The sequence below is a fragment of the Pseudomonas sp. MWU12-3088 genome (assembly GCF_023242405.1).
Taxonomy (GTDB): Bacteria; Pseudomonadota; Gammaproteobacteria; order Pseudomonadales; family Pseudomonadaceae; genus Aquipseudomonas; species Aquipseudomonas kribbensis.
Window position 1 is genome coordinate 198,765 of sequence record NZ_JALJEA010000009.1, and the last position, 23,062, is coordinate 221,826.

Below are 23,062 nucleotides of genomic sequence, written 5' to 3' on the forward strand. Positions count from 1 at the left end.
CCACCCGGGCCGACACCGGCCTAAACTGCGCAAACAGACCAACAGGAGTGTGCACGATGAGCCGTATCGAAACCGACAGCCTGGGCCAGATCGAAGTCCCGGACGACGCTTACTGGGGCGCTCAGACGCAACGCTCGCTGATCAACTTCGCCATCGGCCAGGAACGCATGCCCTTGCCGGTCCTGCACGCCCTGGCCCTGATCAAGAAAGCCGCGGCCCGGGTCAACGACCGCAACGGCGACCTGCCTGCCGACATCGCCCGCCTGATCGAACAGGCCGCCGACGAAGTGCTCGACGGCCAGCATGACGACCAGTTCCCGCTGGTGGTCTGGCAGACCGGCAGCGGCACCCAGAGCAACATGAACGCCAACGAAGTGATTGCCGGTCGCGCCAACGAACTGGCCGGCAACCCCCGCGGCGGCAAGACGCCGGTGCACCCGAACGATCACGTCAACCGCTCGCAGAGCTCCAACGACTGCTTCCCCACCGCCATGAGCATCGCCACTGCGCAAGCAGTGCAGACCCAACTGCTGCCGGCCATTGCCGAGCTGTCGGGTGGACTGGCCGAGCTGTCGGCGCGGCACATGAAGCTGGTGAAGACCGGTCGCACCCACATGATGGATGCCACGCCGATCACATTCGGCCAGGAACTCTCCGGTTTCATAGCGCAGCTGGATTACGCCGAACGGGCGATCCGCGCCGCATTGCCAGCGGTGTGCGAACTGGCCCAGGGTGGCACCGCCGTCGGCACCGGGCTCAATTCGCCCCACGGTTTCGGCGAAGCGATTGCCGCCGAGCTGGCTGCACTTTCCGGTCTGCCGTTCGTCACCGCCCCGAACAAGTTCGCCGCCCTCGCCGGCCATGAACCACTGACCACGCTGTCCGGTGCCCTGAAAACCCTCGCCGTGGCGCTGATGAAAATCGCCAACGACCTGCGCTTGCTGGGCTCAGGCCCTCGCGCAGGTTTTGCCGAAGTGAAATTGCCGGCCAACGAGCCGGGCAGTTCGATCATGCCCGGCAAGGTCAATCCGACTCAGTGCGAGGCGCTGTCGATGCTGGCCTGCCAGGTGCTGGGCAACGACGTGGCGATCGGTTTCGCCGCCAGTCAGGGTCACTTGCAGTTGAACGTATTCAAACCGGTGATCATCCACAACCTGCTGCAATCGATCCGCCTGCTGGCCGATGGCTGCAGCAACTTCCAGCAGCACTGCATCGCCGGGCTTGAGCCGGATGCCGAAGTCATGGCGAAACATCTGGAGCGCGGTCTGATGCTGGTGACGGCGCTGAACCCGCACATCGGCTACGACAAATCGGCGGAAATCGCCAAGAAGGCCTACAGCGAAGGCAAGACCCTGCGCGAGGCAGCGCTGGAGCTGGGCTATCTGACCGATGAAGATTTCGATGCCTGGGTGCGCCCGGAAAACATGATCGAGGCCGGGGCCAAGGGCTGAGTCATCCCGATCCTTCCCGTGCTCGGCACGGGAAGGTTATCCGACCAACAGTTTCGCCCGCCGGGCCTTGAGCCCGGCAATCAACGAAGGCCCCAGTGCCACCAGCGCCGAACCCAGCACCACCAGCACCGCCCCGCCATAACCCAGACCGTTGATCTGCTCGGCGTGCACGTATTCCGGCCAGGTCCATGCGGCTATCGCCACGGCACCGAAGGTCACCAGCGGTGTGATCGCAAGCGTCGCGCTGACCCGCGAGGCCTCCCAATGCGCCAGTGCTTCGGCAAACGCGCCATAGGCGATCAGGGTGTTCATGCAGCACGCCAGCAGCAGCCAGCCCTGCAACGGGCTCAACTCCAGCGCTTCCAGCGGATGCACCCAAGGTGTCAGCAGCAAGGCGCAGAACAGGTAGATCACCATCATCACCTGCAGCGAATTCCAGACGGTCAGCAATTGCTTCTGGCCCAGCGCATAAAAGGTCCAGACGGTCGACGCCAGCAACACCAGCAACACGCCGGCGGTGTAATCAGATAAAGACGTGAGCAACTCCGCCAGACGCTGATTGAAAAACAGCGCGAAGCCAATCAGCAACACCGCCAACCCCATGCCCTGACCAATACTGAAGCGTTCCTTGAACACGAACAGACTGGCGATCAGCAACATGATCGGCCCCATCTGCACCACCAGTTGCGCAGTGCCGGGGCTGAGCAGGTTCAGGCCCATCAGGTACAGCACGTAGTTGCCCACCAGACCGAGCACCGCCATCAGCACCAGCCAGCCGCCCTTCGGCCCGAGCACCTTGCGATTCGGCAAACGCTTTGTGGCCGCCAGATAAATGAACAGGCAGCCGCCGGACACCGTCAGGCGAAACCAGGTCACCGTGATCGGGTCCATCACCTGCAGCACCTGTTTGAGCTTGATCGGCAGGATTCCCCACAAGAACGCGGTCAACAAGGCCAGGAACATGCCGTACACCCAACGACCCGATGAAACGTGCATGAGAACCCCGAAAGCCAATGACAGGAGCGCTCATTCTAGGCGCAGCGGCAAGCGCGACACAGGGACAGTTGCGCTCAAGCCGCAAATGAAACTGTGCAGGTCGCAGCATTAAATTGACGCGCTGCCGTTGATCGACTGGCGAAGCGCTGCAAGTGGTTCAGGCATAAGCTCTTTGGATCCCATTCAGCGCAGCGCTCAAGGAGATCGATCATGTTCGGAATGCGCGCCCAGGACACCGCCCCCGCCACGCACTTTCGCAGTGACCGGGTGTGCCGGGTCAACGGCGAACTGTTTTTCAGTACCCGGGAGAACACCCTCGAAGGGCCGTTCGACAGCCCCGAGAAAGCCGAGCAGGAAATCCGCGCGTACATCGCGCGGATGCAATTGCTGGATTCCGGCAACCGGACTTAGCGCACCGCTTCAAACAAACCGGTCGCGCCCATCCCGCCGCCCACGCACATGGTCACGATGCCGTAGCGCAGATTGCGTCGTTGCAATTCGCGCACCAGATGCCCGACCTGCCGCGATCCGGTCATGCCGAACGGGTGGCCGATGGAAATCGAGCCACCGTTAACGTTGTACTTCTCGTTGTCGATTTCCAGCCGATCACGGGCGTACAGGCATTGCGAGGCGAACGCTTCGTTCAATTCCCACAGATCGATGTCCGCAACCTGCAAACCTTTGGCCTTGAGCAGCTTCGGCACCGAGAACACCGGGCCGATGCCCATTTCGTCCGGCTCGCAACCAGCCACGGTGAAACCACGGAAAAACGCCTTTGGCTTGAGCCCCAGTTGCAGGGCTTTTTCCAGGCTCATCACCAGGGTCATCGAGGCGCCGTCGGACAACTGCGACGAGTTGCCTGCCGTTACCGAACCATCCTCGGCGAACACCGGTTTCAGTCCGGCAAGGCTTTCATAGGTGGTATCCGGGCGATTGCAGTCATCGCGATCGACGATGCCGTCGAGGATCTGCACTTCTCCGCTGTTCTTGTCCTCGACCCGGTATTTCACCGCCATCGGCACGATTTCGTCATTGAACAGACCGGCGGCCTGCGCCTGAGCGGTGCGGATCTGACTTTGCAGCGAGTAGCGATCCTGAGCCTCGCGGCTGACGCCATAACGACGCGCCACCACTTCGGCGGTCTGACCCATGGTGTAGTAGATGCCCGGGGTCTGCTGTTTGAGCAACGGATTGATCAGGTGATCGGTGTTGACGCTTTTCAGGGTCAGGCTGATCGATTCGACACCGCCGGCAACAATGATGTCGCTGCAACCCGAAGCGATCTGGTTGGCGGCAATCGCAATCGCCTGCAGACCCGAAGAGCAGAAACGGTTGAGGGTCATGCCCGCCGTACCGGTGCCCAGTCGCGAGAGCACCGCCACGTTGCGGCCGATGTTGTAGCCCTGGGCGCCTTCGTTGGAGCCGGCACCGACGATGCAGTCCTCGACGCTGGCCGGGTCGACGTCGTTGCGCGACAGCAACGCGTTCACGCAATGGGCCGCCATGTCATCGGGGCGGGTCTGGTTGAACTTGCCGCGAAAGGACTTGGCCAGGCCGGTCCGCACGCTGTCGACGATCACCACTTCACGCATGGCATACCTCATTGTTGTAGTCGGTTGAGAGTGAACCGAGCATAAGTCCACCCCATCGCCGACCGCGACAATCATTCACCTCGCGTATGCGTGCCCATCGGTCAGTCCTTGTGCTTCTTTTCCTTCTTGTCGGATTTCTCGAAGACCTCTTCCAGTGCGCGATTGATCGTGCGCAGCACCTTGACCCGGGCCCAGCGCTTGTCATTGGCCTCGACCAGTGTCCACGGCGAGATTTCGGTGCTGGTGCGATCGACCATGTCCCCCACCGCCGCACGGTAGGCGTCCCACTTGTCACGGTTGCGCCAGTCGTCCTCGGTGATTTTGAAACGCTTGAACGGGATCTCCTCGCGGGCCTGGAAACGCTCCATTTGCGTATCCTTGTCGATGGCCAGCCAGAACTTGACCACGATCACCCCGGCGTCGGCGAGTTGCTCTTCGAAGTCGTTGATTTCACCGTAGGCACGCATCCAGTCGGCGGTGCTGCAAAAACCTTCGATCCGCTCCACCAGCACCCGGCCGTACCACGAGCGGTCGAACACGGTGAACTTGCCTCGGGCCGGAATGTGCCGCCAGAAACGCCACAGATACGGTTGCGCCCGCTCCTCTTCGGTCGGCGCGGCAATCGGCACGATGTTGTACTGACGCGGATCGAGCGCCGCCGCGACCCGCCGGATCGCCCCGCCCTTGCCCGCCGCATCGTTGCCTTCGAACACCGCCACCAGCGCGTGGCGGCGCATGCGCTTGTCACGCATCAGGCCGGACAGTCGCGCCTGCTCGGTAATCAGTTGCTCTTCGTAATCCTTCTTGTCCAGGTTCTGGTTCAGGTTCAGGCTGTCGAGCAGATTCAACTGATCCACCGATGTGCCCAACGGCTGGGCACTGACAGCATTCGAATGCACGTCCGGACGTTTCAGCGCATTTTGCAGGCCTTCGAGCAGGATCTTGCCCACGGTCAGGCTGCGGTAATGCGCGTCCACCCCTTCGATGACATGCCAGGGTGCGTAGTCGCGGCTGGTGCGGCGCAACACGCGCTCGCCGTACTTGACGAACTTGTCGTAGGTTTCCGACTGCTGCCAGTCCAGCGGGCTGATCCGCCAGCTGTGCAAAGGGTCATCAGCCAACGCCTTGAGGCGCGCCTTCATCTGTTTCTTGGACAGGTGGAACCAGAACTTGAAGATCAATGCGCCTTCATCGCACAGCATTTTCTCCAGCCGTTCGGCACCGGCGATGGCCTGATCCAGTCGCGGGTCCTTGAACAAACCGTGCACCCGGCCCTGCAGCATCTGGCTGTACCAGTTGCCGAAGAAAATCCCCATCCGCCCCTTGGCCGGCAACATCCGCCAGTAACGCCAGGCCGGTGGTCGCGCCAGTTCTTCGTCGGTCTGCTGGTCGAAGGTACGCACTTCGATCAGACGCGGGTCCATCCACTCGTTGAGCAGCTTGACCGTCTCGCCCTTGCCAGCGCCTTCGATGCCGTTGATCAAAATGATCACCGGAAAACGCTTTTGCTGCTGCAACTCGAACTGGACTTCCAGCAGTGCTTCACGCAGCGCGGGTACGGCGGCGTCGTAGGTTTCTTTGTCGATGGCGTGACCGATTTCAGCGGATTCGAACATAGGGACGGCTCCTTCCAGGATTCAGCAAGACTAGCGGATTGGGCACAGACGCGGCACAGAAATTCCCGCCGGGGGCGGATTGTCCTTGAGTCATCCATAGCAAGGCTTGCCATGGATCAAGCGCTGCCCGCGTGATCGGCTAGAATGGCCGCCTTGCCGTTGCCGAGCCTGCCATGAAACCTGTAATGCCCCACGCCCAACTCGACTGGGATGACCAGGGACGCCCGCGTTCGCGAGTGTTCGACGATGTGTATTTTTCCGACCAGTCGGGGCTGGATGAAACCCGCTACGTGTTCCTTGAACAGAATCGACTGGCTGAACGCTTCGCCGCGCTGCCGGCGGGCGGGCGACTGGTGATCGGTGAAACCGGCTTCGGTACCGGGCTGAATTTTCTCTGCGCCTGGCAGTTGTTCGAACAGCATGCGGTGGCCGGTGCGCGGCTGCATTTCGTCAGCGTGGAAAAGTACCCGCTGAGCCCTGCCGACCTGCAGCGTGCGCTGGCGTTGTGGCCGGATCTCAAGCCGCTGTCCGATCAACTGCTCAAGCATTACGTGGCGATTCATCAGGGTTTCCAGCGCATTGTTCTGGATAACGGTCGCGTGACCCTGACGCTGCTGATCGGCGATGCGCTGGAGCAGTTGCCGCAACTGGACGGCCAGATCGATGCCTGGTTTCTCGACGGTTTCGCTCCGGCGAAAAACCCCGAGATGTGGACCGCCGAATTGTTCGCCGAGCTGGCGCGACTGGCGGCGCCGGGTTCGACCATCAGCACGTTCACCAGCACCGGTTGGGTGCGACGTCTGCTCAACGCCGCCGGCTTCAAGATGAAGCGCACGCCGGGCATCGGCCACAAATGGGAAATTTTGCGTGGCGAGTTTCTCGGCTGGCCGGAGGATGTGCCGTTACCCGCTGCGGACAAACCGTGGTTCGCCCGCCCGGCGCCTGTCATGGGAGAGCGTCGTGCCCTGGTGATCGGCGCCGGTCTGGCTGGTTGCGCCACGGCCGCCAGCCTCGCGGTGCGGGGTTGGCAGGTCAGTCTGCTGGAGCGTCATGCAGCAGTGGCGCAGGAAGCCTCGGGCAATCCCCAGGGCGTGCTGTATCTGAAACTGTCCGCCCACGGCACAGCGCTGTCGCAGTTGATCGTCAGCGGCTTCGGCCACACCCGGCGCCTGCTGGAAACCCTGCAGCGCGGCACCGATTGGGATGACTGCGGTGTGCTGCAACTGGCGTTCAATGAAAAGGAACGCGAGCGTCAGGCACAATTGGCGGCGGCGTTTCCCGAAGATCTTCTGCAGTGGCTCGATCAACCCGAGGCGCAGGCCCGTGCCGGGATCGGTCTGGCCCACGGCGGTTTGTATTATCCCGAAGGTGGCTGGGTGCATCCGCCCGCGTTGTGTCAGGCACAAGCTGCGCAACCGGGCATCACACTGCTGACTCATCAGGACGCCGTTGAGCTGCACAAGGTCGACGGTCAGTGGCAAGTTTTCGACGGCGGACAATTGATCGCAACAGCACCCGTCGTGGTACTGGCCGGCGCCGCCGAGATCAAAAGGTTTGCACAGAGCGCCGAGCTGCCGCTCAAACGCATTCGCGGACAGATCACCCGTCTGGCAAAGACCGAAGACAGCCAGGCACTGGCAACGGTGGTCTGTGCCGAAGGCTATGTCGCTCCGGCACGGCTGGGTGAACACACCCTGGGTGCCAGCTTCGACTTCAACAACGACGACCTGACCCCGACCACCGCCGAGCACCTGGGCAATCTGGCGATGCTCGAAGAAATCTCCGACGACCTGGTCTTGCGCCTGCACATCAAGGATCAGGATCCCGAACGCCTTGAAGGACGCGCCGCATTCCGCTGCACCAGTCCTGACTACCTGCCGATCGTCGGCCCGCTCGCCGACCGCGAAGCCTTCGATCAAACCTACGCAGTCCTGGGCAAGGATGCCCGGCAAGTGCCGGACATCGCCTGCCCGTGGCTGGACGGTCTGTACGTCAACAGCGGCCATGGTTCACGCGGGTTGATCACCGCGCCACTGTCAGGTGAATTGCTGGCAGCCTGGCTGGACAACGAACCACTGCCGCTGCCCAGAAGTGTGGCCGAAGCATGCCATCCCAACCGGTTCGCCCTGCGCCGGCTGATTCGGGGAAAATAACCTGCCAGCCCGGATCAGGATCCCCCCTCCGGCATCAGGCAGGTATTGCCCTCGATCAGCTTCATCACTTGCTCGGTCAATCGTTCGAGCAAGGCACCTTCGGTTTGCTCCCGCCGGGTGGCGCACTGATTCATTTCACTCAGGTAGTCGGCAGAGCTGAGCTCTTCAGCCTTCTCGAATAACGCCAGAGCCTCCTCGTCGTGAGGTGCACGGGCATCGTCGAACTGCTGTGCGAAGCTGCTTTTCACGTACTGGCTCCAGAATGGCTGACGAACCAGAAACTTCAACCAGTCTGGAGACAGCTCGGCGGTCTGGATTCTATCGATGGCCTCTACCAGATCCGCCCCTGTCACCTCTGCAATTGACGCGTAGCGCATGTGCGACGGTTGCCCCGGCAGTTCGAGAGCCTCCGCCAGCCCGGAGCGATAGGCCAGAGCCACCTCCAGGGGATCCGGTGACGAGTGCGCCTCTGCATGCTCCGTTGCAATCCCGTCCAGTTGGTCGAGACGAAACAGCCCTCTTGCAAGTTTGATCAGCGATATCGCCGAAGGTTGTCGGCCCGCGGAAACGCGGGTCACACGATGAACCTGCACGGCGACTTCCAGATGACTGAAGTTCAGCGCCGCATTGTCCGTGCAGTTGATCGGGTTGGCCGCCAGATCGAAAATCTGTCGCCGCAGTTCGGCGTCGGCCTGCGTTGCCTCCAGAACCGTCCAGACCCGGCGCGTCATGTCTTCACGCACGTGTACGGATTCAGCAGAATTACCCAGTTCAGCCAATAGCTGAAACAGGCCTTCGGCCATCGGATCATCCTTGATTGCGGTCCACGTCTGCAGGCGCCGTGAACCCACGCTCCCCCCTGTTTCAGTCAACCAGATCGAACGCGCCAGGTTCTCGTCGAGTCGAGCGATGTCGTTTTCCAGATACCCCATGCCGATACCCACGGTCTTGCGGTAGGAATCAAGATGGACTTTGCTGACATCGGAAATCGGGTTGTTACGCAGATTGATCGTTTCACTGAAATACCTGGACGTTCCAAAGAGCCAGTCAGGCAGATCGCGAATATCGTTGTCGCGCAGATCCACCCGTTTCAGATTGGGCAGATACTGCAATCCCTTCGGCAGCTCGGTGGCACGGGTGTTACGCAAGTAAAGGTGATTCAGGTCGAACAGACCACCTACATCCACTGTCGCTCCCAGGCGGTTCCCGCTCAGGTCCAGGCTTTGCAGCGTGCGTAATCTGGACAACTTCACCAGCGAATGCTCTGTCAGCTGGATCCGGTTGTTTCCCATGCTCAAGTGCTTGAGGTTCGGCATATGCGAAATGATCTCAGGCAGCAAGGTCAGCTGATTGCTGTCCAGTGCCAGGGTCTCGAGCTGCTTGAAGGCTTTCAGAAAGTAGGCCACATCGTTGTCCAGCTGCATGTTTTGCAGAGACAGATATCTGACATGGTCGAAGGTCAGTCCGACCGGCAGTATCGGCAGTTTGCCGAATCGCATGCCGTCAAGGTTCAAACCGTATACCCGGTGCCCAAACTCGTCGCTCTGGAAAACCCGCCGCCTGAAGCAGTCCTCGATCTCGTCGGCCACGATTTGCCGGCAATCATGAACGTCATACAGCAAGCCCCCCAAGGAACTCATGGCCAATTCGTCCTCGCTCCAGGTGTCCAGCACATCCCGGAGCCGACTCAGATCCTCTTGCAGCTGTCGTACCCGTATCGCTCTGGTCAGATGGTCACCGCCCAACTGTTCAAGAAACTCCCTAGCCTGTACGTCCGAAAAAGAGGGATAGATCCATTTGACTTTGCGCAGCAATCGGCGCGAGTGCGTGACTGGCTCGACGGGCGAATCGGCAAGCGTACACGCAAGCTCCGGGATGGTCGGTTGCAACCGCTCATCCGCCAGGATCCGGGCACAGCCCTCGCGCTCGTCCAGTGCACAGTCCAGGAGTTTGAGTCGCAGACGCCAACCATCGTCCGCCTTCGGTTCCGCAAACCCGATGGCCTTGCGCTGGCGCAACGAAAGCCCCTTGAGGATCGCGTGATAGAGACTTTCCGTACCGGACGCCACATGACCGAGGGATTTCCTGTCACCGCCGAACACTTCATAACCGTTGTCGAGCCTGACCAGCGTGCATGAACTCGACGTCACGAGCGGTTTCTCGCCCAGCGTTTCCAACAAGTCTCCGTTCAGTTTTTTTGCCCGCACCTCCAGGTAGAACTCAGAATCCCATCCGCTGAGCCGGGGTAACAACCGGATCGCCAGCCTCGTGGTATCGGCACTGGCAATGTCAGCCAGGTAAAACCCGGTCAACGCCCGATCCACACGCACATCACTCGAAGCCGCGCGGACACGTTCTGCCAGCCCCATGGGTACCCGCCCGGTACTGCGCAGGTGCATCCGTTCAACACTTGGCGCTCGCTTGAGCAACTCACGCGCATACCGCACCGGCAGGTCGGGATAAGCGTTGCGAATATTGAGCAACTCGCCGGCGACAGCTCGATCGTATCGCCGGTAGAGGTGATCGAAGGTCGACCTGCGATCAGTCTTGACCGCGGCCCCGATCACTTTGGCCAACTGTGTGCCAGCGTCCGCCGGGGCAACATTCTCGCCAACCAGCGTCTCCACTTCCTCGGGGTACAAACCGTTGATGACCGTCTGTAACAGCTCGCCCTTCTCCAGTTGTGCGTGGGTCACAATGACGCTCACCGTGTCATCGTCAATTACATCGGGAGGAAAGGTCGCGGTGATACGGCCATGCTCGTCAACGACCTTGATGTAGCGATCAGTGGGCCAGTTAGCGAGGCGAGGCAACGCATGCATCTGCTCCTCGGTGTAACGGGCATCGAACGCTTCGCCGGCCTCCATTGCTGTAATGAAATCACGCAATTGGCGCTCAAGCCTTAATTGCTCGAGCGCATCGCGTAAACGGACGGGCAGTGGCAAGTTGTTCTCGAACAGACGCTGCAACTCGCCGGTATGAGTGTCCGTCAGCTGTCGAATCATCTCAAGACGACTGTCGTCGAAAGCCGTCAGACCTGGATCGATGCGTTTAAGCAGGTAGCCACCACTCCAGTTTTCGGCGTGTTCGAAAGCGTGACGCCAGCCTCCATGGTTGTTGTGTTCAAGTACAGGCGCGTAGGCACCAGGACGAACAGGATGCTGGATACAAAAGGTGTTGCTGGCCGGCTCATGTGCCACTTCGTAGAAATGTTGATCGAGACGGACGAAAACCTTGCCGTCGACCCGGTAAAACCCCTGTGCATCAGGCGTCGCCGTGGTGGTCAATGGTTGTGCATAACCGCGCAGGTCCGGTTTCCATAAGCGGGCCTGACCCTGACGATCGAGGATCGTGGTAAATGGCTGAAAAAAATCCGGGTGTTGGCGTACCGTCTTGATCACCAGAGATTTCACCCCCTTGATCCCGGCCCCCACGGCTGCCATCAGCACAATATTCTCGGCAACACTGAGCAGATGCGAAAACGCTTCCTGACGGTCGCCACGACTCCAGTCTTCAATCCCTTCGTACACCTCGGCGAGCATTTGTCCGATAGCGACGCCCATCATCAATTGCCCCAATACCGGAACGACGAAGCCCGCCACGTTGGCGATCGTCAAGCCGATTTCCAGGTATTGAATCAGTCGCTTCTTGCGCTCTTCTTCATCAACATCTGCAGTCGGTACGGCGAGCGCACGGGCGTCGAGTTGCAGCTTGCCGACATGGCTCTTGAGCATGAAGTCGAACAAAGGATCATTCATCTCCAGCTGTTTGACCTGCCCCAAACTGCCGGTATCGGTGAATGTCTTGAAAAAATCGACCTTGTCGACTTCGCCGATGCAGTGGCTGAAGTAACTCTTGTAACTGTCCAGCCCCAGTTTGAATTCCAGATAAGCGATGAACGCCGTGAAGCTGGCGAACTCGGACAGTGGCTGATCGGGTTCTCCAGGCATGTACACCAGACACCACTGATCCGGATCCAGCTCCACCGAACGTTCGGAGAACACCACGACGCCCCAGATACAGCTCTCGAGCAATTCAATGCCCTGCATGATCAGCGGTCTGCCCTGGTAATGAAGGCCAGGGGCACTGGCGACGCCTGCGGCATCGATCAAACGTTGAACCGTCCGGAAGCCTTCCGGGGAAACGTGCTCCTTCATCAGCGCCATGTGCAGGTCCAGTTGCAACATCTGCTTTTTCATCACCGAGATATTGCGAACCATCGGCCCGGTGGCGACTCGACTGCCATTGACCTCCCTGACCCCGAACACCTGCTGGAAATGCTCCTGATACAGTCGGCCAAGATCCAGCTCCCGGCAAAGTGCGGCGAACGCCGTCGGTGTCAGTCCGGGAACGCCGTCAGGCTGGCTGGCAATCCGCACGAAGCTGCCTTCGGGAAAATAATCGGCTTGCGCCTCGACTTCCGTGAAGTTCTGCATCGCGGCTTCCAGCAGCGTGGGTGTAGCGGGCGGAATGACCTTCTCTCCACCTCCGGGCGGGGTCACTGCCTCGCACCCGCAATAGCTTCCCGGCAACTCCAGATAGTCGTTCTCGACATCGAATACGGCCGGCCAACGCGCAGTCAGGGCGCAGTTCAATTGTTCAATGCAAAAGTGCTTGAGCGATTGCAGCCGGCTCAGGTCTGTTTCGACTTGCGTCTGGGTCACGTACAAGTCACGCGAGGTCTTTTCCAATGCCGCCAGCGTATCGGCGCTGGCTTTGAGCAATGCGGGGGGCAGGGTTTTCTGCAAGGTCCGGGCGGTGTCCAGATCGCCTGTGGCCTCCAGCAGAAAGCTCAGTTTCTGTTTATCCGTGAGGGTGATCGAGGTGGACGAGTACGGTGTCGTGGGCATGGGCAATATTCCTTTATTGCTGTTGAGTCCATTCACCTTATCGATCCCGGCGACGAATAAAAAACTCGGAAAACTGCCCGTTCAAGCCAGCAAACCAGCAGCAATCCTTATGTTTTGAATACTTATCTACTACCGCTGACTTCCCGCAGGATGCTAATGGCCCACCGGTCAGACTGACACGCTTATAACCGATCGTTCTAAAACTCCCACATCCGCACCGGGTCAGTTTCTGGGTACCGGCCATTTCGGCGCGGTTCAGCAACACCCTCCCCAACGGAAAAACCGGTAAGGACTTTATGTGCGGACTAGCTGGCGAGTTACGTTTTGATCAACAACCTGCAGACCTTGCAGCCATCGAACGAATCACCCATCACCTGGCGCCTCGCGGCCCTGATGCGTGGGGTTTTCATGCTCAGGGGCCGATTGCCCTGGGCCATCGACGCCTGAAAATCATGGACCTGTCGGACGGCTCGGCGCAGCCGATGATCGACAGCCAACTGGGCCTGTCCCTGGCCTTCAACGGCGCGATCTACAACTTTCCTGAACTGCGCGCCGAACTCGAAGCGCTCGGTTACGCGTTCTACTCCGGCGGCGACACCGAAGTGCTGCTCAAGGGCTATCACGCCTGGGGCGAAGCGCTGCTGCCGAAACTCAACGGCATGTTTGCCTTCGCCATCTGGGAGCGCGATGCCCAGCGCCTGTTCATCGCCCGTGACCGTCTCGGTGTGAAGCCGCTGTACCTGTCGCGCACCGGTCAGCGCCTGCGTTTTGCCTCGGCCCTGCCGGCATTGCTCAAGGGCGGCGACATCAACCCGATCCTCGATCCGGTGGCGCTCAACCATTACCTGAACTTCCACGCCGTGGTGCCGGCGCCGCGCACCTTGCTGGCCGGCATCGAAAAGCTGCCGCCAGCGAGCTGGATGCGCATTGAGGCGGACGGCACCACCGAGCAAAAAACCTGGTGGACCCTGCCCTACGGCCCACACGACGACGAAAAAAACCTGACACTGGAAGACTGGCGCGACCGCGTGCTCGACAGCACCCGCGAAGCCGTGGCGATCCGCCAACGGGCGGCGGTGGATGTCGGCGTACTGCTTTCCGGCGGTGTCGATTCGAGCATGCTCGTTGGCCTGCTGCGTGAAGTCGGCGTGGAGAACCTGTCGACTTTTTCCATCGGTTTCCAGGATGCCGGCGGCGAGCGCGGTGACGAATTCCAGTATTCCGACCTGATCGCCAAACACTACGGCACCCGGCACCATCAATTGCGCATCGACGAAACAGAGATCATCGAGCAACTGCCCGCCGCCTTCCGCGCCATGAGCGAGCCGATGGTCAGCCACGACTGCATCGCCTTCTATCTGCTGTCCCGCGAAGTGGCCAAGCATTGCAAAGTGGTACAGAGCGGCCAGGGCGCCGACGAGTTGTTCGCCGGTTATCACTGGTATCCGCAAGTGGACGGCGCGGCCGATCCGTACGCGGCCTATCGCGAAGCATTTTTCGACCGCAGCTACGACGATTACGCCGCCACGGTGCAGCCTAAATGGCTGACCGCCAATGACGCCGCCGGCGACTTCGTGAAGGAACATTTCGCACAGCCCGGCGCCGATGCGGCAGTCGACAAGGCCCTGCGCCTGGACAGCACGGTGATGCTGGTGGACGACCCGGTCAAACGCGTCGACAACATGACCATGGCCTGGGGTCTGGAGGCGCGCACGCCGTTTCTCGACTATCGCCTGGTGGAATTGTCGGCCCGTGTTCCCGGCAAATTCAAACTGCCCGACGGTGGCAAGCAGGTCTTGAAAGAAGCCGCTCGGCTGGTCATCCCGAGCGAAGTGATCGATCGCAAGAAAGGTTACTTCCCGGTACCCGGCCTCAAGCATTTGCAAGGCGACACCCTGAACTGGGTGCGCGAGCTGCTGCTGGATCCGAGCCAGGATCGCGGCCTGTTCAACCCCGCCATGCTCGACAAATTGCTGACCGACCCACAAGGCCAGTTGACCCCGTTGCGCGGCTCCAAGCTTTGGCAACTGGCGGCTCTGAACCTGTGGCTTAGCGAACAAGGAATCTGATCGATGAAACCTCACGCCACGGCTTACAGCCAACGGCTGCTGCGCGGTCAGACACCGTCCTATGAACGTTTACAGGCGCGTCTGGCCGAGGATGGCAACCAACCGAGTGCCGAGCCGATTGCCGTGCATTGCGGCTGGGGCCGGTTGCTGATCGGCCATACCTTTCCCGACCCGGCCAGCCTTGCCCAAGAGTTGCTCAACGAGCAGCCGGGCGAGCGTGATATCGCCCTGTACGTGGCGGCGCCGCAGCAGATTCTCGGTCTGGAACCCACCCAACTGTTTCTCGACCCCTCCGACACCTTGCGCCTGTGGTTCAGCGATTACCGTCAGGCCACCAGGGTGTTTCGCGGCTTTCGCATCCGTCGAGCACAAAGCGAAGAGGACTGGCAGTCGATCAATCAGCTGTATCAGGCACGCGGCATGCTGCCGATCGATGCCACCCTGCTCACCCCGCATCATCAGGGCGGGCCGGTGTACTGGCTGGCCGAGGACGAAGACAGCGGCGCGGTGATCGGCAGCGTCATGGGCCTCAATCATCAGAAGGCTTACAACGACCCGGAAAACGGCAGCAGCCTGTGGTGCCTGGCGGTCGATCCGCAGTGTTCGCGTCCCGGGGTCGGCGAAGTGCTGGTGCGGCACCTGATCGAACACTTCATGAGTCGCGGTTTGAGCTACCTGGATCTGTCGGTGCTGCACGATAACCGTCAGGCAAAAAACCTCTACGCCAAACTCGGCTTTCGTAACCTTTCGACCTTCGCCATCAAACGCAAGAACGGCATCAATCAGCCACTGTTTCTCGGCCCCGGACCAGAGGCAGATTTCAATCCCTACGCGCGGATCATCGTCGAGGAAGCCCATAGACGTGGCATCGACGTGCAAGTGGACGATGCCGATGCCGGGCTGTTCACCCTCAGCCATGGCGGGCGTCGGGTGCGTTGCCGCGAATCCCTGAGCGACCTCACCAGCGCCATCAGCATGAATCTGTGCCAGGACAAAAGCCTGACCCACAAGGTGCTGAAAAACGCCGGGCTGAATGTGCCGTCCCAGCAACTGGCGGCGAATGCGGACGACAATCTGGCGTTTCTCGACGAGCATCAGCGGGTGGTGGTCAAGCCGCTGGATGGCGAGCAAGGTCAGGGCGTGGCCGTTGACCTGCGAAGCATCGAAGAGGTGCAGCAAGCGATCGATTCGGCGAAACAGTTCGACAGCCGCGTGCTGCTCGAAAGCTTCCACGAAGGCCTTGACCTGCGGATTCTGGTGATCGGTTTCGACGTAGTCGCAGCCGCGATCCGCCGGCCGGCCGAGGTGGTCGGTGACGGTCATCACTCCATCGGCGCGCTGATCGAAGCCCAGAGCCGCCGCCGGCAAGCGGCTACCGGCGGCGAAAGCAAGATTCCGCTGGACCACGAAACCCAACGCACCCTGCACGCTGCCGGTTACGACTACAGCAGCATCCTGCCCGCCGGCGAGCATCTGTTCGTACGGCGTACGGCGAACCTGCACACCGGCGGCACTCTGGAAGACGTGACGGCCATTCTACATCCGACCCTGGTCGATGCCGCCGTACGTGCGGCGCGAGCACTGGACATTCCAATGGTCGGGCTCGACCTGATGGTGCCCGCCGCCAATCAGCCGGAATACGTGTTCATCGAAGCCAACGAACGGGCGGGCCTGGCCAACCATGAGCCGCAGCCGACGGCCGAACGGTTTGTGGATCTGTTGTTTCCACACAGTCAGCCGGCCGTTTGATCTCTCTTCTGCGTCATTCCCGCACCCGACACGGGGATGGCGCTCCGCAACAGGAGTTTCCATGACCATCCAAATTCCCGAACCGGATCTGAACTACCTGCAAAAAGTCCTGCTGGAAATGCTCGCCATTCCCAGCCCTACCGGGTTCACCGACACCATCGTGCGTTACGTCGCCGAGCGTCTGGAGGAACTCGGCATCCCCTTCGAAATGACCCGACGCGGCACGATTCGCGCCACCCTCAAGGGCAAGAAAAACAGCCCCGACCGCGCCGTATCGGCGCACCTGGACACCATCGGTGCCGCCGTGCGCGCGGTGAAGGACAACGGGCGCCTGACATTGGCGCCGGTCGGTTGTTGGTCGAGCCGTTTCGCCGAAGGCAGCCGCGTCAGTCTGTTCACCGATAACGGCGTGATCCGTGGCAGCGTGTTGCCGCTGATGGCGTCCGGGCACGCCTTCAACACCGCCGTGGACGAGATGCCGATCAGCTGGGATCACGTCGAACTGCGTCTGGATGCCTACTGCGCGACCCGCGCCGATTGCGACTCGCTGGGTATCTGCGTGGGGGATGTGGTGGCGTTCGATCCGCTGCCGGAGTTCACCGAAAGCGGCCATATCAGCGCCCGTCACCTGGACGATAAGGCCGGAGTCGCGGCACTGCTCGCAGCGCTGAAAGCCATCGTCGACAGCGGTCAGGAGTTGATGATCGATTGCCACCCGCTGTTCACCATCACTGAAGAAACCGGCAGCGGCGCGGCGGCGGCCTTGCCCTGGGATGTCAGTGAGTTTGTCGGGATCGACATCGCGCCGGTTGCTCCCGGCCAGCACTCCAGCGAGCACGCGGTGAGCGTGGCGATGCAGGATTCCGGCGGGCCTTACGACTATCACTTGTCGCGGCATCTGCTGCGTCTGGCTGGTGAAAACGAGTTGCCGGTGCGGCGCGACCTGTTCCGCTATTACTTCAGCGACGCCCATTCGGCCGTCACCGCCGGCCACGACATTCGCACCGCCCTGCTCGCCTTCGGCTGCGATGCGACCCACGGCTACGAACGCACGCACATCGACAGTCTGGCCGCACTCAGTCGTCTGCTGGGGGCATACATCCTGAGTCCGCCGGTGTTCGCCAGCGATGCGCAACCGGCCAACGCCTCACTGGATCGCTTCAGTCACCAGATCGAACACGAGACACAAATGGAAAGCGACACCCGGGTGCCGTCGGTGGACAGCCTGGTGGGGCAACGCTCGGACAGTTGAGTCTGGCCCTCGGCGATCATTCGCCGTAGCATCCCGACATTGATTTAGCCGAGGTGCCCATGCTGATTCCCTACGACGCGCTCGAAGTCGACACCCTGACCCGCCTGATCGAGGATTTCGTCACCCGCGACGGCACCGACAACGGTGACGACACCCCGCTGGAAACCCGCGTGTTGCGGGTTCGTCAGGCCCTGATCAAGGGGCAGGCGCTGATCGTCTTCGATCCGGAAAGCGAACAATGCCAGTTGATGCTCAAGCACGACGTGCCCAAGCACCTGTTCGACTGAAACGGTCAGCGGCCCTTGCCGTTGACCTGTTTGCGCTGGATCCGCTCGTAGACTTCGGCACGGTGCACGTTGACCTGCTTTGGCGCCTCGACGCCGAATCGCACGCTGGAGCCGTTGACCGCCAGAACGCGCAAAGTGATGTTGTCGCCGATGGAAATCAGTTCACCGACAACACGGCTGAGTACAAGCATGAGGGTTGTCCTTCAAGGTTTTCGAGCCTTGAAGATGCGCGGCTTTCGAGCGCCCTACAATGCGCTGCGGGCAAATCAGTCAAACCCTACACGCCACGGCGCATCAGCCTTCAGACGTTTCCTTCAAACTCGTGTTTCAAGTCGCCGAAAACCGTGGCCCGAACAGAATCACGCTGGCACCGATCACACACAAGGCGACACCGATCCAGTCCGAGCCCAGCGGACGGATGCGCTCGACCACCGCCAGCCAGCCAATCGAGGCAATGATGTAGATGCCGCCGTAAGCGGCGTAGGCGCGACCGGCGTAGGTCGCTTCAACACGCGTCAACAAAAGTGCAAACAGGGTCAGGCTGAGCAGCGCCGGGATCACCCACAAGGCACTTTTCCCCTGGCGCAACCACATCCAGAAAGCGAAACAACCGGCGATTTCAAACAGCGCGGCAAGGAAAAACCACAAGTAGTTGAGCATGCAGATGACTCGTCAGGGTGACTGTGGCGGTCACCCTAACGACGGGGCTCTGGTGGTGCAAGTTCAGCCGTTGTTCTGTCTGGCCTTGGCGCGCATTTTTTCGGCCATTGCGGTCATTTCGTTGTACAGCAGCTGCGGGTTCTTCTGCTTGATCGCCCAGGCCATGCGGCCTTGTTCGTGGGGCAGGATCATGAACTCGCCGGCGGCGACCTGCTGGTAGATGTAGTCGGCAATATCGGCGGCGGTAATCGGTGAACTTTCCAGCAACTTGCCGACCTGGGCTTTCATGGCCGGTGTCGGACCGCGGAACGAGTCCAGCAGATTGGTCTGGAAAAACGACGGGCAAACCACATGGACACCGACTTCCTGCTGGGCCAGTTCGATCAGCAGACTTTCAGACAACGCCACCACGCCGGCCTTGGCCACGTTGTAGTTGCTCATCGCCGGGCCTTGCATCAGTGCCGCCATCGAGGCGATGTTGATGATCTTGCCCTTGCTCTGTTCCAGAAGCGGCAGGAACGCCTTGCAGCCCTTGACCACGCCCATCAGGTTGATCGCGATCTGCCAGTCCCAGTCTTCCAGCGACAGTTCGCTGAAGAATCCGCCCGAGGCCACGCCCGCATTGTTGACGATGATGTCGATGCCACCGAACTTCACTTCGCAGGCCTGGGCGAATGCGGTGAGCTGGCTGTAATCGCGCACGTCGCAGCGCTGGATGAAACCATCGCCACCGGCCTCGCGCACCAGTTTGAGGGTTTCCTGCAGACCCGGTTCGCTGACGTCCGACAAGGCCAGTTGCCAGCCTTCACGCGCCCAGCGCAGCGCGATTTCGCGACCCAGGCCGGAGCCCGCGCCAGTGATCATCATGCGATTTTGCATAACAGACAGCCTTGTTGTTCCGGGGAAGATGCGCGGAGTGTAGCGAAGGATCCGGAGCGACCCACGCTCCATCAGATTGCTGAATGGCAAGAGCAAACCGTGGCATCGAACGAAATAAGACCGTGAACCAAATACGTTAAAAAAACATTGAATTTTCTTTCACGCGCGCCAGTCGGAATTTGTAAGCCGTCTGGATTTAGTTCAACTTCCAGCCGCCCTTGAACAACGAGACTCCTCAGACACTATCAACAAGGAAATCGACATGGGCACAATTCTTATCATTATCCTGATCCTGTTGCTGATCGGTGGTCTGCCGGTCTTCCCGCACTCCAGAAGTTGGGGTTACGGTCCTTCGGGCATTATCGGCGTAGTGCTGGTTGTACTGTTGGTGCTGCTGTTGCTCGGTCGGATATGACCTTTTGACCGACAAAAAAAAGAGGCCCTGAAAAGGGCCTCTTTTTTATTGCGCGGAAGATCAGTCCGGCTTGCCGTTAATCACACCGGCGGTGTTGTCGAGCAGGCTCTTGGTAGCCGTCTGCAGGAACGCTTCGAGCTTGAGTTTCAACTCGGCGGTACGTGGTGCGTCCGGAATGATTTCAGCCGAAGGATTCGCGCCCAGTTGGTACTGGTAGATCTTCGGCGCCATTTCCTTCTCTTTCGGCAGCACCAGGATCTGGTCAGCGGTCACGATGGCAGTGGTCTGCTCGCTGCCCGACGGCTTGATCACACCGAAACCGGTGTCGCCTGCCGGCAGGTTGAGCAGGTCACGACCCCAGCACTGATGACGCACTTCGCCACCCAGACGACCCATGATGGTCGGCACGATGTCGATCTGCGTACCCACGGTGTGGTCACGGGTACCGAATTTTTCCTGAATGCCCGGTGCGATCATCAGCATCGGTACGTTGAAGCGGCCCAGGTCCATTTCGGTGATCTGACGCTCGTTGCCGAAACCGTGGTCGCCGACGATGACGAACAGGGTTTCCTTGAAGTAAGGCTCCTTGCGGGCCTTCTCGAAGAACTGGCCCAGTGCCCAGTCTGCGTAACGCATGGCGGTCAGGTGCTCGTTGAGCGTGCCACGGTCGGTCACGCGCTCGACCGGCAATGGCGTCGGCAAGGCGTACGGCGTGTGGTTGGACAGGGTTTGCAGCAGCGCGTAGAACGGCTTGCCGTTTTCCCGTGCCTTCAGTTCCACCAGACCGCGGTCGAACATGTCCTGGTCGGACACACCCCAGGTCGGATCGGAGAACACCGGGTTGACGAAGTCGTTACGGCCAACGAAGTTGGTCATGCCCTGGTTGCTGAAGAAACCGGACTGGTTGTCCCAGGCAAAGTCACCGTTGTAGACGTAGACGTCGTCATACTTGCGCGCGCTGAGCAGCTGCGGCAGGCCGGACAGTTTGTGGCTGCCTTCCGGGGTCTGCATCAGGTACTCGAAACCCGGCAGGTTCGGGAAGCAGGCCATGGTGGCGAACATGCCCTGGTGGGTGTGAGTACCGTTGGAGAAGAAGCGGTCGAACAGCAGGCCTTCCTTCGACAGCTTGTCGAGGTATGGCGTGATGTTGCCCGGTGCGCCCAGCGCGCCTACCGAGTGACCGGCCATGCTTTCCATGAGGATTACGACAACGTTCTTGATCGGCAGGGTCTTGTCGGCCGGCGGCGTGTAGTCACGGCGCACGGCAGCGATGTCGGCATCGACCAGCTTGTCGTCCGGCATCACCAGCATTTCGCGAACGACCTTCTGCGCCTGATCCTGCGGCAGCGTGGCTTTCCAGATGTTGTTGCGGTCTTCGCCCATGCGGTCCTTGGCTGCCGCAATCAGCGACAGGGTGCCATTGAGGCCGAGCTGGTTGGCGAAGTTCGATTCGGTGGTGTACACGTCACCCCAACGCAGCGGCGGGCCCTGACGCAGAGTACCGCGCACGGCAACCACACAGATCAGCAGACACACCACGAACACCGCCAGACGCGCATACCATGGCGCCACCTGACGGGTGCCGACGTTGCCGCCGCTGAACGGGCCACGCGGGCGGGTCAGACGGTCGGCGCCCTTGAACGCCAGCGTCAGGATCACCGTGCCCACGGCCCAGGCCAGCAGGTAGCGCACCACCGGGAAACCGTACCAGAGCATGCTCATCACGGTTTTCGGATCTTCCTTCACGTACTGGAACACCAGACCATTGAGGCGCTGGTGGAACTCACGGTAGAAGTCCATCTCCATCAGGCCGAGGAACAGCGCGATGCTGGAAGTCACGGTCAGCCACAGGCGGAAGAACCCGCGCGCAGCCATGGCCCGGGCACTGAACAGCGCCAGCACCATCGGAACGCAGAGGTAGACCACCAGACGCAAATCGAAGCGCAGGCCGTTGGCGAAGGCTTCGAGAAAGGTCGAAGCCGGGGTGTCGAGGATCATCTCGCGGTTGTAGACCAGCAGCGCGAGGCGCAGCACGGAAAACATCACCATCATGACCAGCGCGCACAAGAGCGTGTAGGCCAGATGCGATTTGACGGTCGGTTGCAGCAAGCGACTGGAAGATCGCTGCTGATTCAGGGCGTCCGGGTTTGCCATGTCGTTTTAGGACCCATTGGAAGTTGAAGTTGCAAAAATACAGCTGCGCCCTGCCCTCTGTTGGCCATTCCAGGCCCCGGGGCTTGCGCGGTGCGCAAATGTTGCACGATCACCGGCGGCATTGCCATTGATTACTGCCCTGCTGCCGGACTCTTTCATTAAAGGCACGGCATACCCGGACAGATTCAAATTGCGCGGGCGAATTGTCTTGAAGCGTTTGTGAAAATTTCGTGCAACGCATATCCGGAAACACAATATCGCTACAAAACAAAACGCCCCGAGTTCATCGGGGCGTTTGCAGAGCACGCGATACTTACTTCTCGGCGCGTTCTTTCAGGGCTTTCAGGGTATTGAACGGTGCGTCGACCACGAACTTGTTGGCAATCATCGACGGCACGCTGCCGCCTGGCTCGGTGTGGACCTGATAAGTCACTTCAACCTGATCGCCTTTTGGCACGAATTTCCAGAAGCCTTTGACCTGAGCGACACGCACAAAGCCTTTTTCTTCCGGCAGGTACTTCGGCACGCCTTCCAGATTGCGGGTCAGGCTGCCATCGGCGCCTTCAACGGTGGTGACGTGCAGGATCGAGTCGCGCGGGGTTACCGGCCATGGCGTATTGAACTGGGTGTAGGTCCAGCTCTGGTCGCCTTCGTGCTTGAGCAGTTTCTGGGTCTTGCACTCGTGAATCCAGGCACAGGCACCGGAGACGTCTTCCTGCAGTGCGCGCAGTTTGGCGACGGTGGTCTTCATCAAGGTCACGCCCTGATAAGACTTGTAGTCCGAACCCGGCACTTCGCTCAGGGAGACCTTGATGCCGTCTTCGTTCTTGGCCACTTTCCAGTCTTCCGCCTGGGCAGCCGAAGTGGCCAGCACGGCAGTCAAACCACACAACACAGCGATACGATGCAGCGAACCCATAGTCTTATTCCTTATTGTTG

Annotated in this window: 17 protein-coding genes; 8 read left to right on the forward strand and 9 right to left on the reverse strand. The window is 60.4% G+C overall.

The window, feature by feature from the left end; translation table 11 throughout:
- The first annotated feature begins 56 nt into the window (after positions 1–56).
- Positions 57–1,451, forward strand: coding sequence for a class II fumarate hydratase (locus tag M5B98_RS21140; protein ID WP_248743862.1), 1,395 nt, complete (start codon positions 57–59; stop codon positions 1,449–1,451).
- A gap of 36 nt (positions 1,452–1,487) precedes the next feature.
- Here the strand turns inward: M5B98_RS21140 and M5B98_RS21145 are convergent, their stop codons facing one another.
- Complete coding sequence (locus tag M5B98_RS21145) at positions 1,488–2,447, reverse strand: DMT family transporter (RefSeq protein WP_248743863.1); 960 nt, start codon at positions 2,445–2,447, stop codon at positions 1,488–1,490.
- 210 nt (positions 2,448–2,657) lie between these two features.
- Here M5B98_RS21145 and M5B98_RS21150 point away from each other — a divergent pair, with 210 nt between their 5' ends.
- Entirely contained in the window at positions 2,658–2,858 is a 201-nt protein-coding gene (locus M5B98_RS21150) for a DUF6316 family protein (RefSeq protein ID WP_114884682.1), read from the forward strand.
- Here the strand turns inward: M5B98_RS21150 and M5B98_RS21155 are convergent.
- Together M5B98_RS21155 and pap are read right to left on the reverse strand one after the other, a co-directional pair.
- Positions 2,855–4,039, reverse strand: coding sequence for a thiolase family protein (locus M5B98_RS21155; protein ID WP_248743864.1), 1,185 nt, complete (start codon positions 4,037–4,039; stop codon positions 2,855–2,857). The two genes, M5B98_RS21150 and M5B98_RS21155, sit on opposite strands and share 4 nt — an antisense overlap.
- Before the next feature lie 101 nt (positions 4,040–4,140).
- Positions 4,141–5,655, reverse strand: a complete 1,515-nt coding sequence (pap, locus tag M5B98_RS21160) for a polyphosphate:AMP phosphotransferase (protein ID WP_248743865.1) — start codon at positions 5,653–5,655, stop codon at positions 4,141–4,143.
- A gap of 173 nt (positions 5,656–5,828) precedes the next feature.
- On the opposite strand from pap, the gene mnmC reads away from it, so the two are divergent.
- Complete coding sequence (gene mnmC, locus M5B98_RS21165) at positions 5,829–7,808, forward strand: bifunctional tRNA (5-methylaminomethyl-2-thiouridine)(34)-methyltransferase MnmD/FAD-dependent 5-carboxymethylaminomethyl-2-thiouridine(34) oxidoreductase MnmC (RefSeq protein ID WP_248743866.1); 1,980 nt, start codon at positions 5,829–5,831, stop codon at positions 7,806–7,808.
- Positions 7,809–7,822: 14 nt separating this feature from the next.
- Here mnmC and M5B98_RS21170 read toward each other — a convergent pair whose 3' ends face one another.
- A complete protein-coding gene (locus M5B98_RS21170; RefSeq protein ID WP_248743867.1) occupies positions 7,823–12,658 on the reverse strand; it encodes an NEL-type E3 ubiquitin ligase domain-containing protein in 4,836 nt (1,611 codons plus the stop codon).
- Positions 12,659–12,954: 296 nt separating this feature from the next.
- Here M5B98_RS21170 and M5B98_RS21175 point away from each other — a divergent pair, with 296 nt between their 5' ends.
- The 4 genes from M5B98_RS21175 (at position 12,955) to M5B98_RS21190 (ending at position 18,015) form a co-directional block, all read left to right on the forward strand.
- The gene (locus tag M5B98_RS21175; RefSeq protein WP_248743868.1) at positions 12,955–14,727 is read left to right on the forward strand and encodes an N-acetylglutaminylglutamine amidotransferase; all 1,773 of its coding nucleotides are present in this window, start codon (positions 12,955–12,957) and stop codon (positions 14,725–14,727) included.
- A 3-nt stretch (positions 14,728–14,730) separates the two neighbouring features.
- Entirely contained in the window at positions 14,731–16,476 is a 1,746-nt protein-coding gene (gene ngg, locus M5B98_RS21180) for an N-acetylglutaminylglutamine synthetase (protein ID WP_248743869.1), read from the forward strand.
- A 61-nt stretch (positions 16,477–16,537) separates the two neighbouring features.
- Positions 16,538–17,728: an osmoprotectant NAGGN system M42 family peptidase gene (locus tag M5B98_RS21185; RefSeq protein ID WP_119429707.1), complete on the forward strand. Its 1,191-nt coding sequence runs from the start codon at positions 16,538–16,540 to the stop codon at positions 17,726–17,728.
- Between the two features lie 59 nt (positions 17,729–17,787).
- Positions 17,788–18,015: a YheU family protein gene (locus M5B98_RS21190; RefSeq protein WP_085710893.1), complete on the forward strand. Its 228-nt coding sequence runs from the start codon at positions 17,788–17,790 to the stop codon at positions 18,013–18,015.
- Positions 18,016–18,020: 5 nt separating this feature from the next.
- Here the strand turns inward: M5B98_RS21190 and csrA are convergent, their stop codons facing one another.
- The 3 genes from csrA to M5B98_RS21205 form a co-directional block, all read right to left on the reverse strand.
- Positions 18,021–18,206 carry a carbon storage regulator CsrA gene (gene csrA, locus M5B98_RS21195; RefSeq protein WP_085710894.1) on the reverse strand — a complete coding sequence of 62 codons (186 nt, stop codon included), beginning with the start codon at positions 18,204–18,206 and terminating at the stop codon, positions 18,021–18,023.
- A 136-nt stretch (positions 18,207–18,342) separates the two neighbouring features.
- Positions 18,343–18,675, reverse strand: coding sequence for a YnfA family protein (locus M5B98_RS21200; RefSeq protein WP_085710895.1), 333 nt, complete (start codon positions 18,673–18,675; stop codon positions 18,343–18,345).
- 63 nt (positions 18,676–18,738) lie between these two features.
- Complete coding sequence (locus M5B98_RS21205; RefSeq protein ID WP_085710896.1) at positions 18,739–19,554, reverse strand: SDR family oxidoreductase; 816 nt, start codon at positions 19,552–19,554, stop codon at positions 18,739–18,741.
- Between the two features lie 256 nt (positions 19,555–19,810).
- Between M5B98_RS21205 and M5B98_RS21210 the strand changes: the two genes are divergently transcribed.
- On the forward strand, positions 19,811–19,969 hold the full coding sequence (locus M5B98_RS21210) for a DUF3309 family protein (protein ID WP_169432680.1): 159 nt from the start codon (positions 19,811–19,813) through the stop codon (positions 19,967–19,969).
- A 60-nt stretch (positions 19,970–20,029) separates the two neighbouring features.
- Here M5B98_RS21210 and M5B98_RS21215 read toward each other — a convergent pair whose 3' ends face one another.
- Positions 20,030–22,123 (reverse strand): LTA synthase family protein, encoded by a 2,094-nt coding sequence (locus M5B98_RS21215; RefSeq protein WP_102620503.1) that lies wholly within the window; start codon positions 22,121–22,123, stop codon positions 20,030–20,032.
- A 313-nt stretch (positions 22,124–22,436) separates the two neighbouring features.
- On the reverse strand, positions 22,437–23,042 hold the full coding sequence (locus M5B98_RS21220) for an START domain-containing protein (RefSeq protein ID WP_085710898.1): 606 nt from the start codon (positions 23,040–23,042) through the stop codon (positions 22,437–22,439).
- Positions 23,043–23,062 lie beyond the last annotated feature (20 nt).

Excerpts from the sequence above, each read along its gene's own strand:
- M5B98_RS21140 (WP_248743862.1), top strand. The coding sequence starts at position 57 with ATGAGCCGTATCGAAACCGACAGCCTGGGCCAGATCGAAGTCCCGGAC.
- M5B98_RS21145 (WP_248743863.1), bottom strand. The coding sequence starts at position 2,447 with ATGCACGTTTCATCGGGTCGTTGGGTGTACGGCATGTTCCTGGCCTTG.
- M5B98_RS21150 (WP_114884682.1), top strand. The coding sequence starts at position 2,658 with ATGTTCGGAATGCGCGCCCAGGACACCGCCCCCGCCACGCACTTTCGC.
- M5B98_RS21155 (WP_248743864.1), bottom strand. The coding sequence starts at position 4,039 with ATGCGTGAAGTGGTGATCGTCGACAGCGTGCGGACCGGCCTGGCCAAG.
- pap (WP_248743865.1), bottom strand. The coding sequence starts at position 5,655 with ATGTTCGAATCCGCTGAAATCGGTCACGCCATCGACAAAGAAACCTAC.
- mnmC (WP_248743866.1), top strand. The coding sequence starts at position 5,829 with ATGAAACCTGTAATGCCCCACGCCCAACTCGACTGGGATGACCAGGGA.
- M5B98_RS21170 (WP_248743867.1), bottom strand. The coding sequence starts at position 12,658 with ATGCCCACGACACCGTACTCGTCCACCTCGATCACCCTCACGGATAAA.
- M5B98_RS21175 (WP_248743868.1), top strand. The coding sequence starts at position 12,955 with ATGTGCGGACTAGCTGGCGAGTTACGTTTTGATCAACAACCTGCAGAC.
- ngg (WP_248743869.1), top strand. The coding sequence starts at position 14,731 with ATGAAACCTCACGCCACGGCTTACAGCCAACGGCTGCTGCGCGGTCAG.
- M5B98_RS21185 (WP_119429707.1), top strand. The coding sequence starts at position 16,538 with ATGACCATCCAAATTCCCGAACCGGATCTGAACTACCTGCAAAAAGTC.
- M5B98_RS21190 (WP_085710893.1), top strand. The coding sequence starts at position 17,788 with ATGCTGATTCCCTACGACGCGCTCGAAGTCGACACCCTGACCCGCCTG.
- csrA (WP_085710894.1), bottom strand. The coding sequence starts at position 18,206 with ATGCTTGTACTCAGCCGTGTTGTCGGTGAACTGATTTCCATCGGCGAC.
- M5B98_RS21200 (WP_085710895.1), bottom strand. The coding sequence starts at position 18,675 with ATGCTCAACTACTTGTGGTTTTTCCTTGCCGCGCTGTTTGAAATCGCC.
- M5B98_RS21205 (WP_085710896.1), bottom strand. The coding sequence starts at position 19,554 with ATGCAAAATCGCATGATGATCACTGGCGCGGGCTCCGGCCTGGGTCGC.
- M5B98_RS21215 (WP_102620503.1), bottom strand. The coding sequence starts at position 22,123 with ATGGCAAACCCGGACGCCCTGAATCAGCAGCGATCTTCCAGTCGCTTG.
- M5B98_RS21220 (WP_085710898.1), bottom strand. The coding sequence starts at position 23,042 with ATGGGTTCGCTGCATCGTATCGCTGTGTTGTGTGGTTTGACTGCCGTG.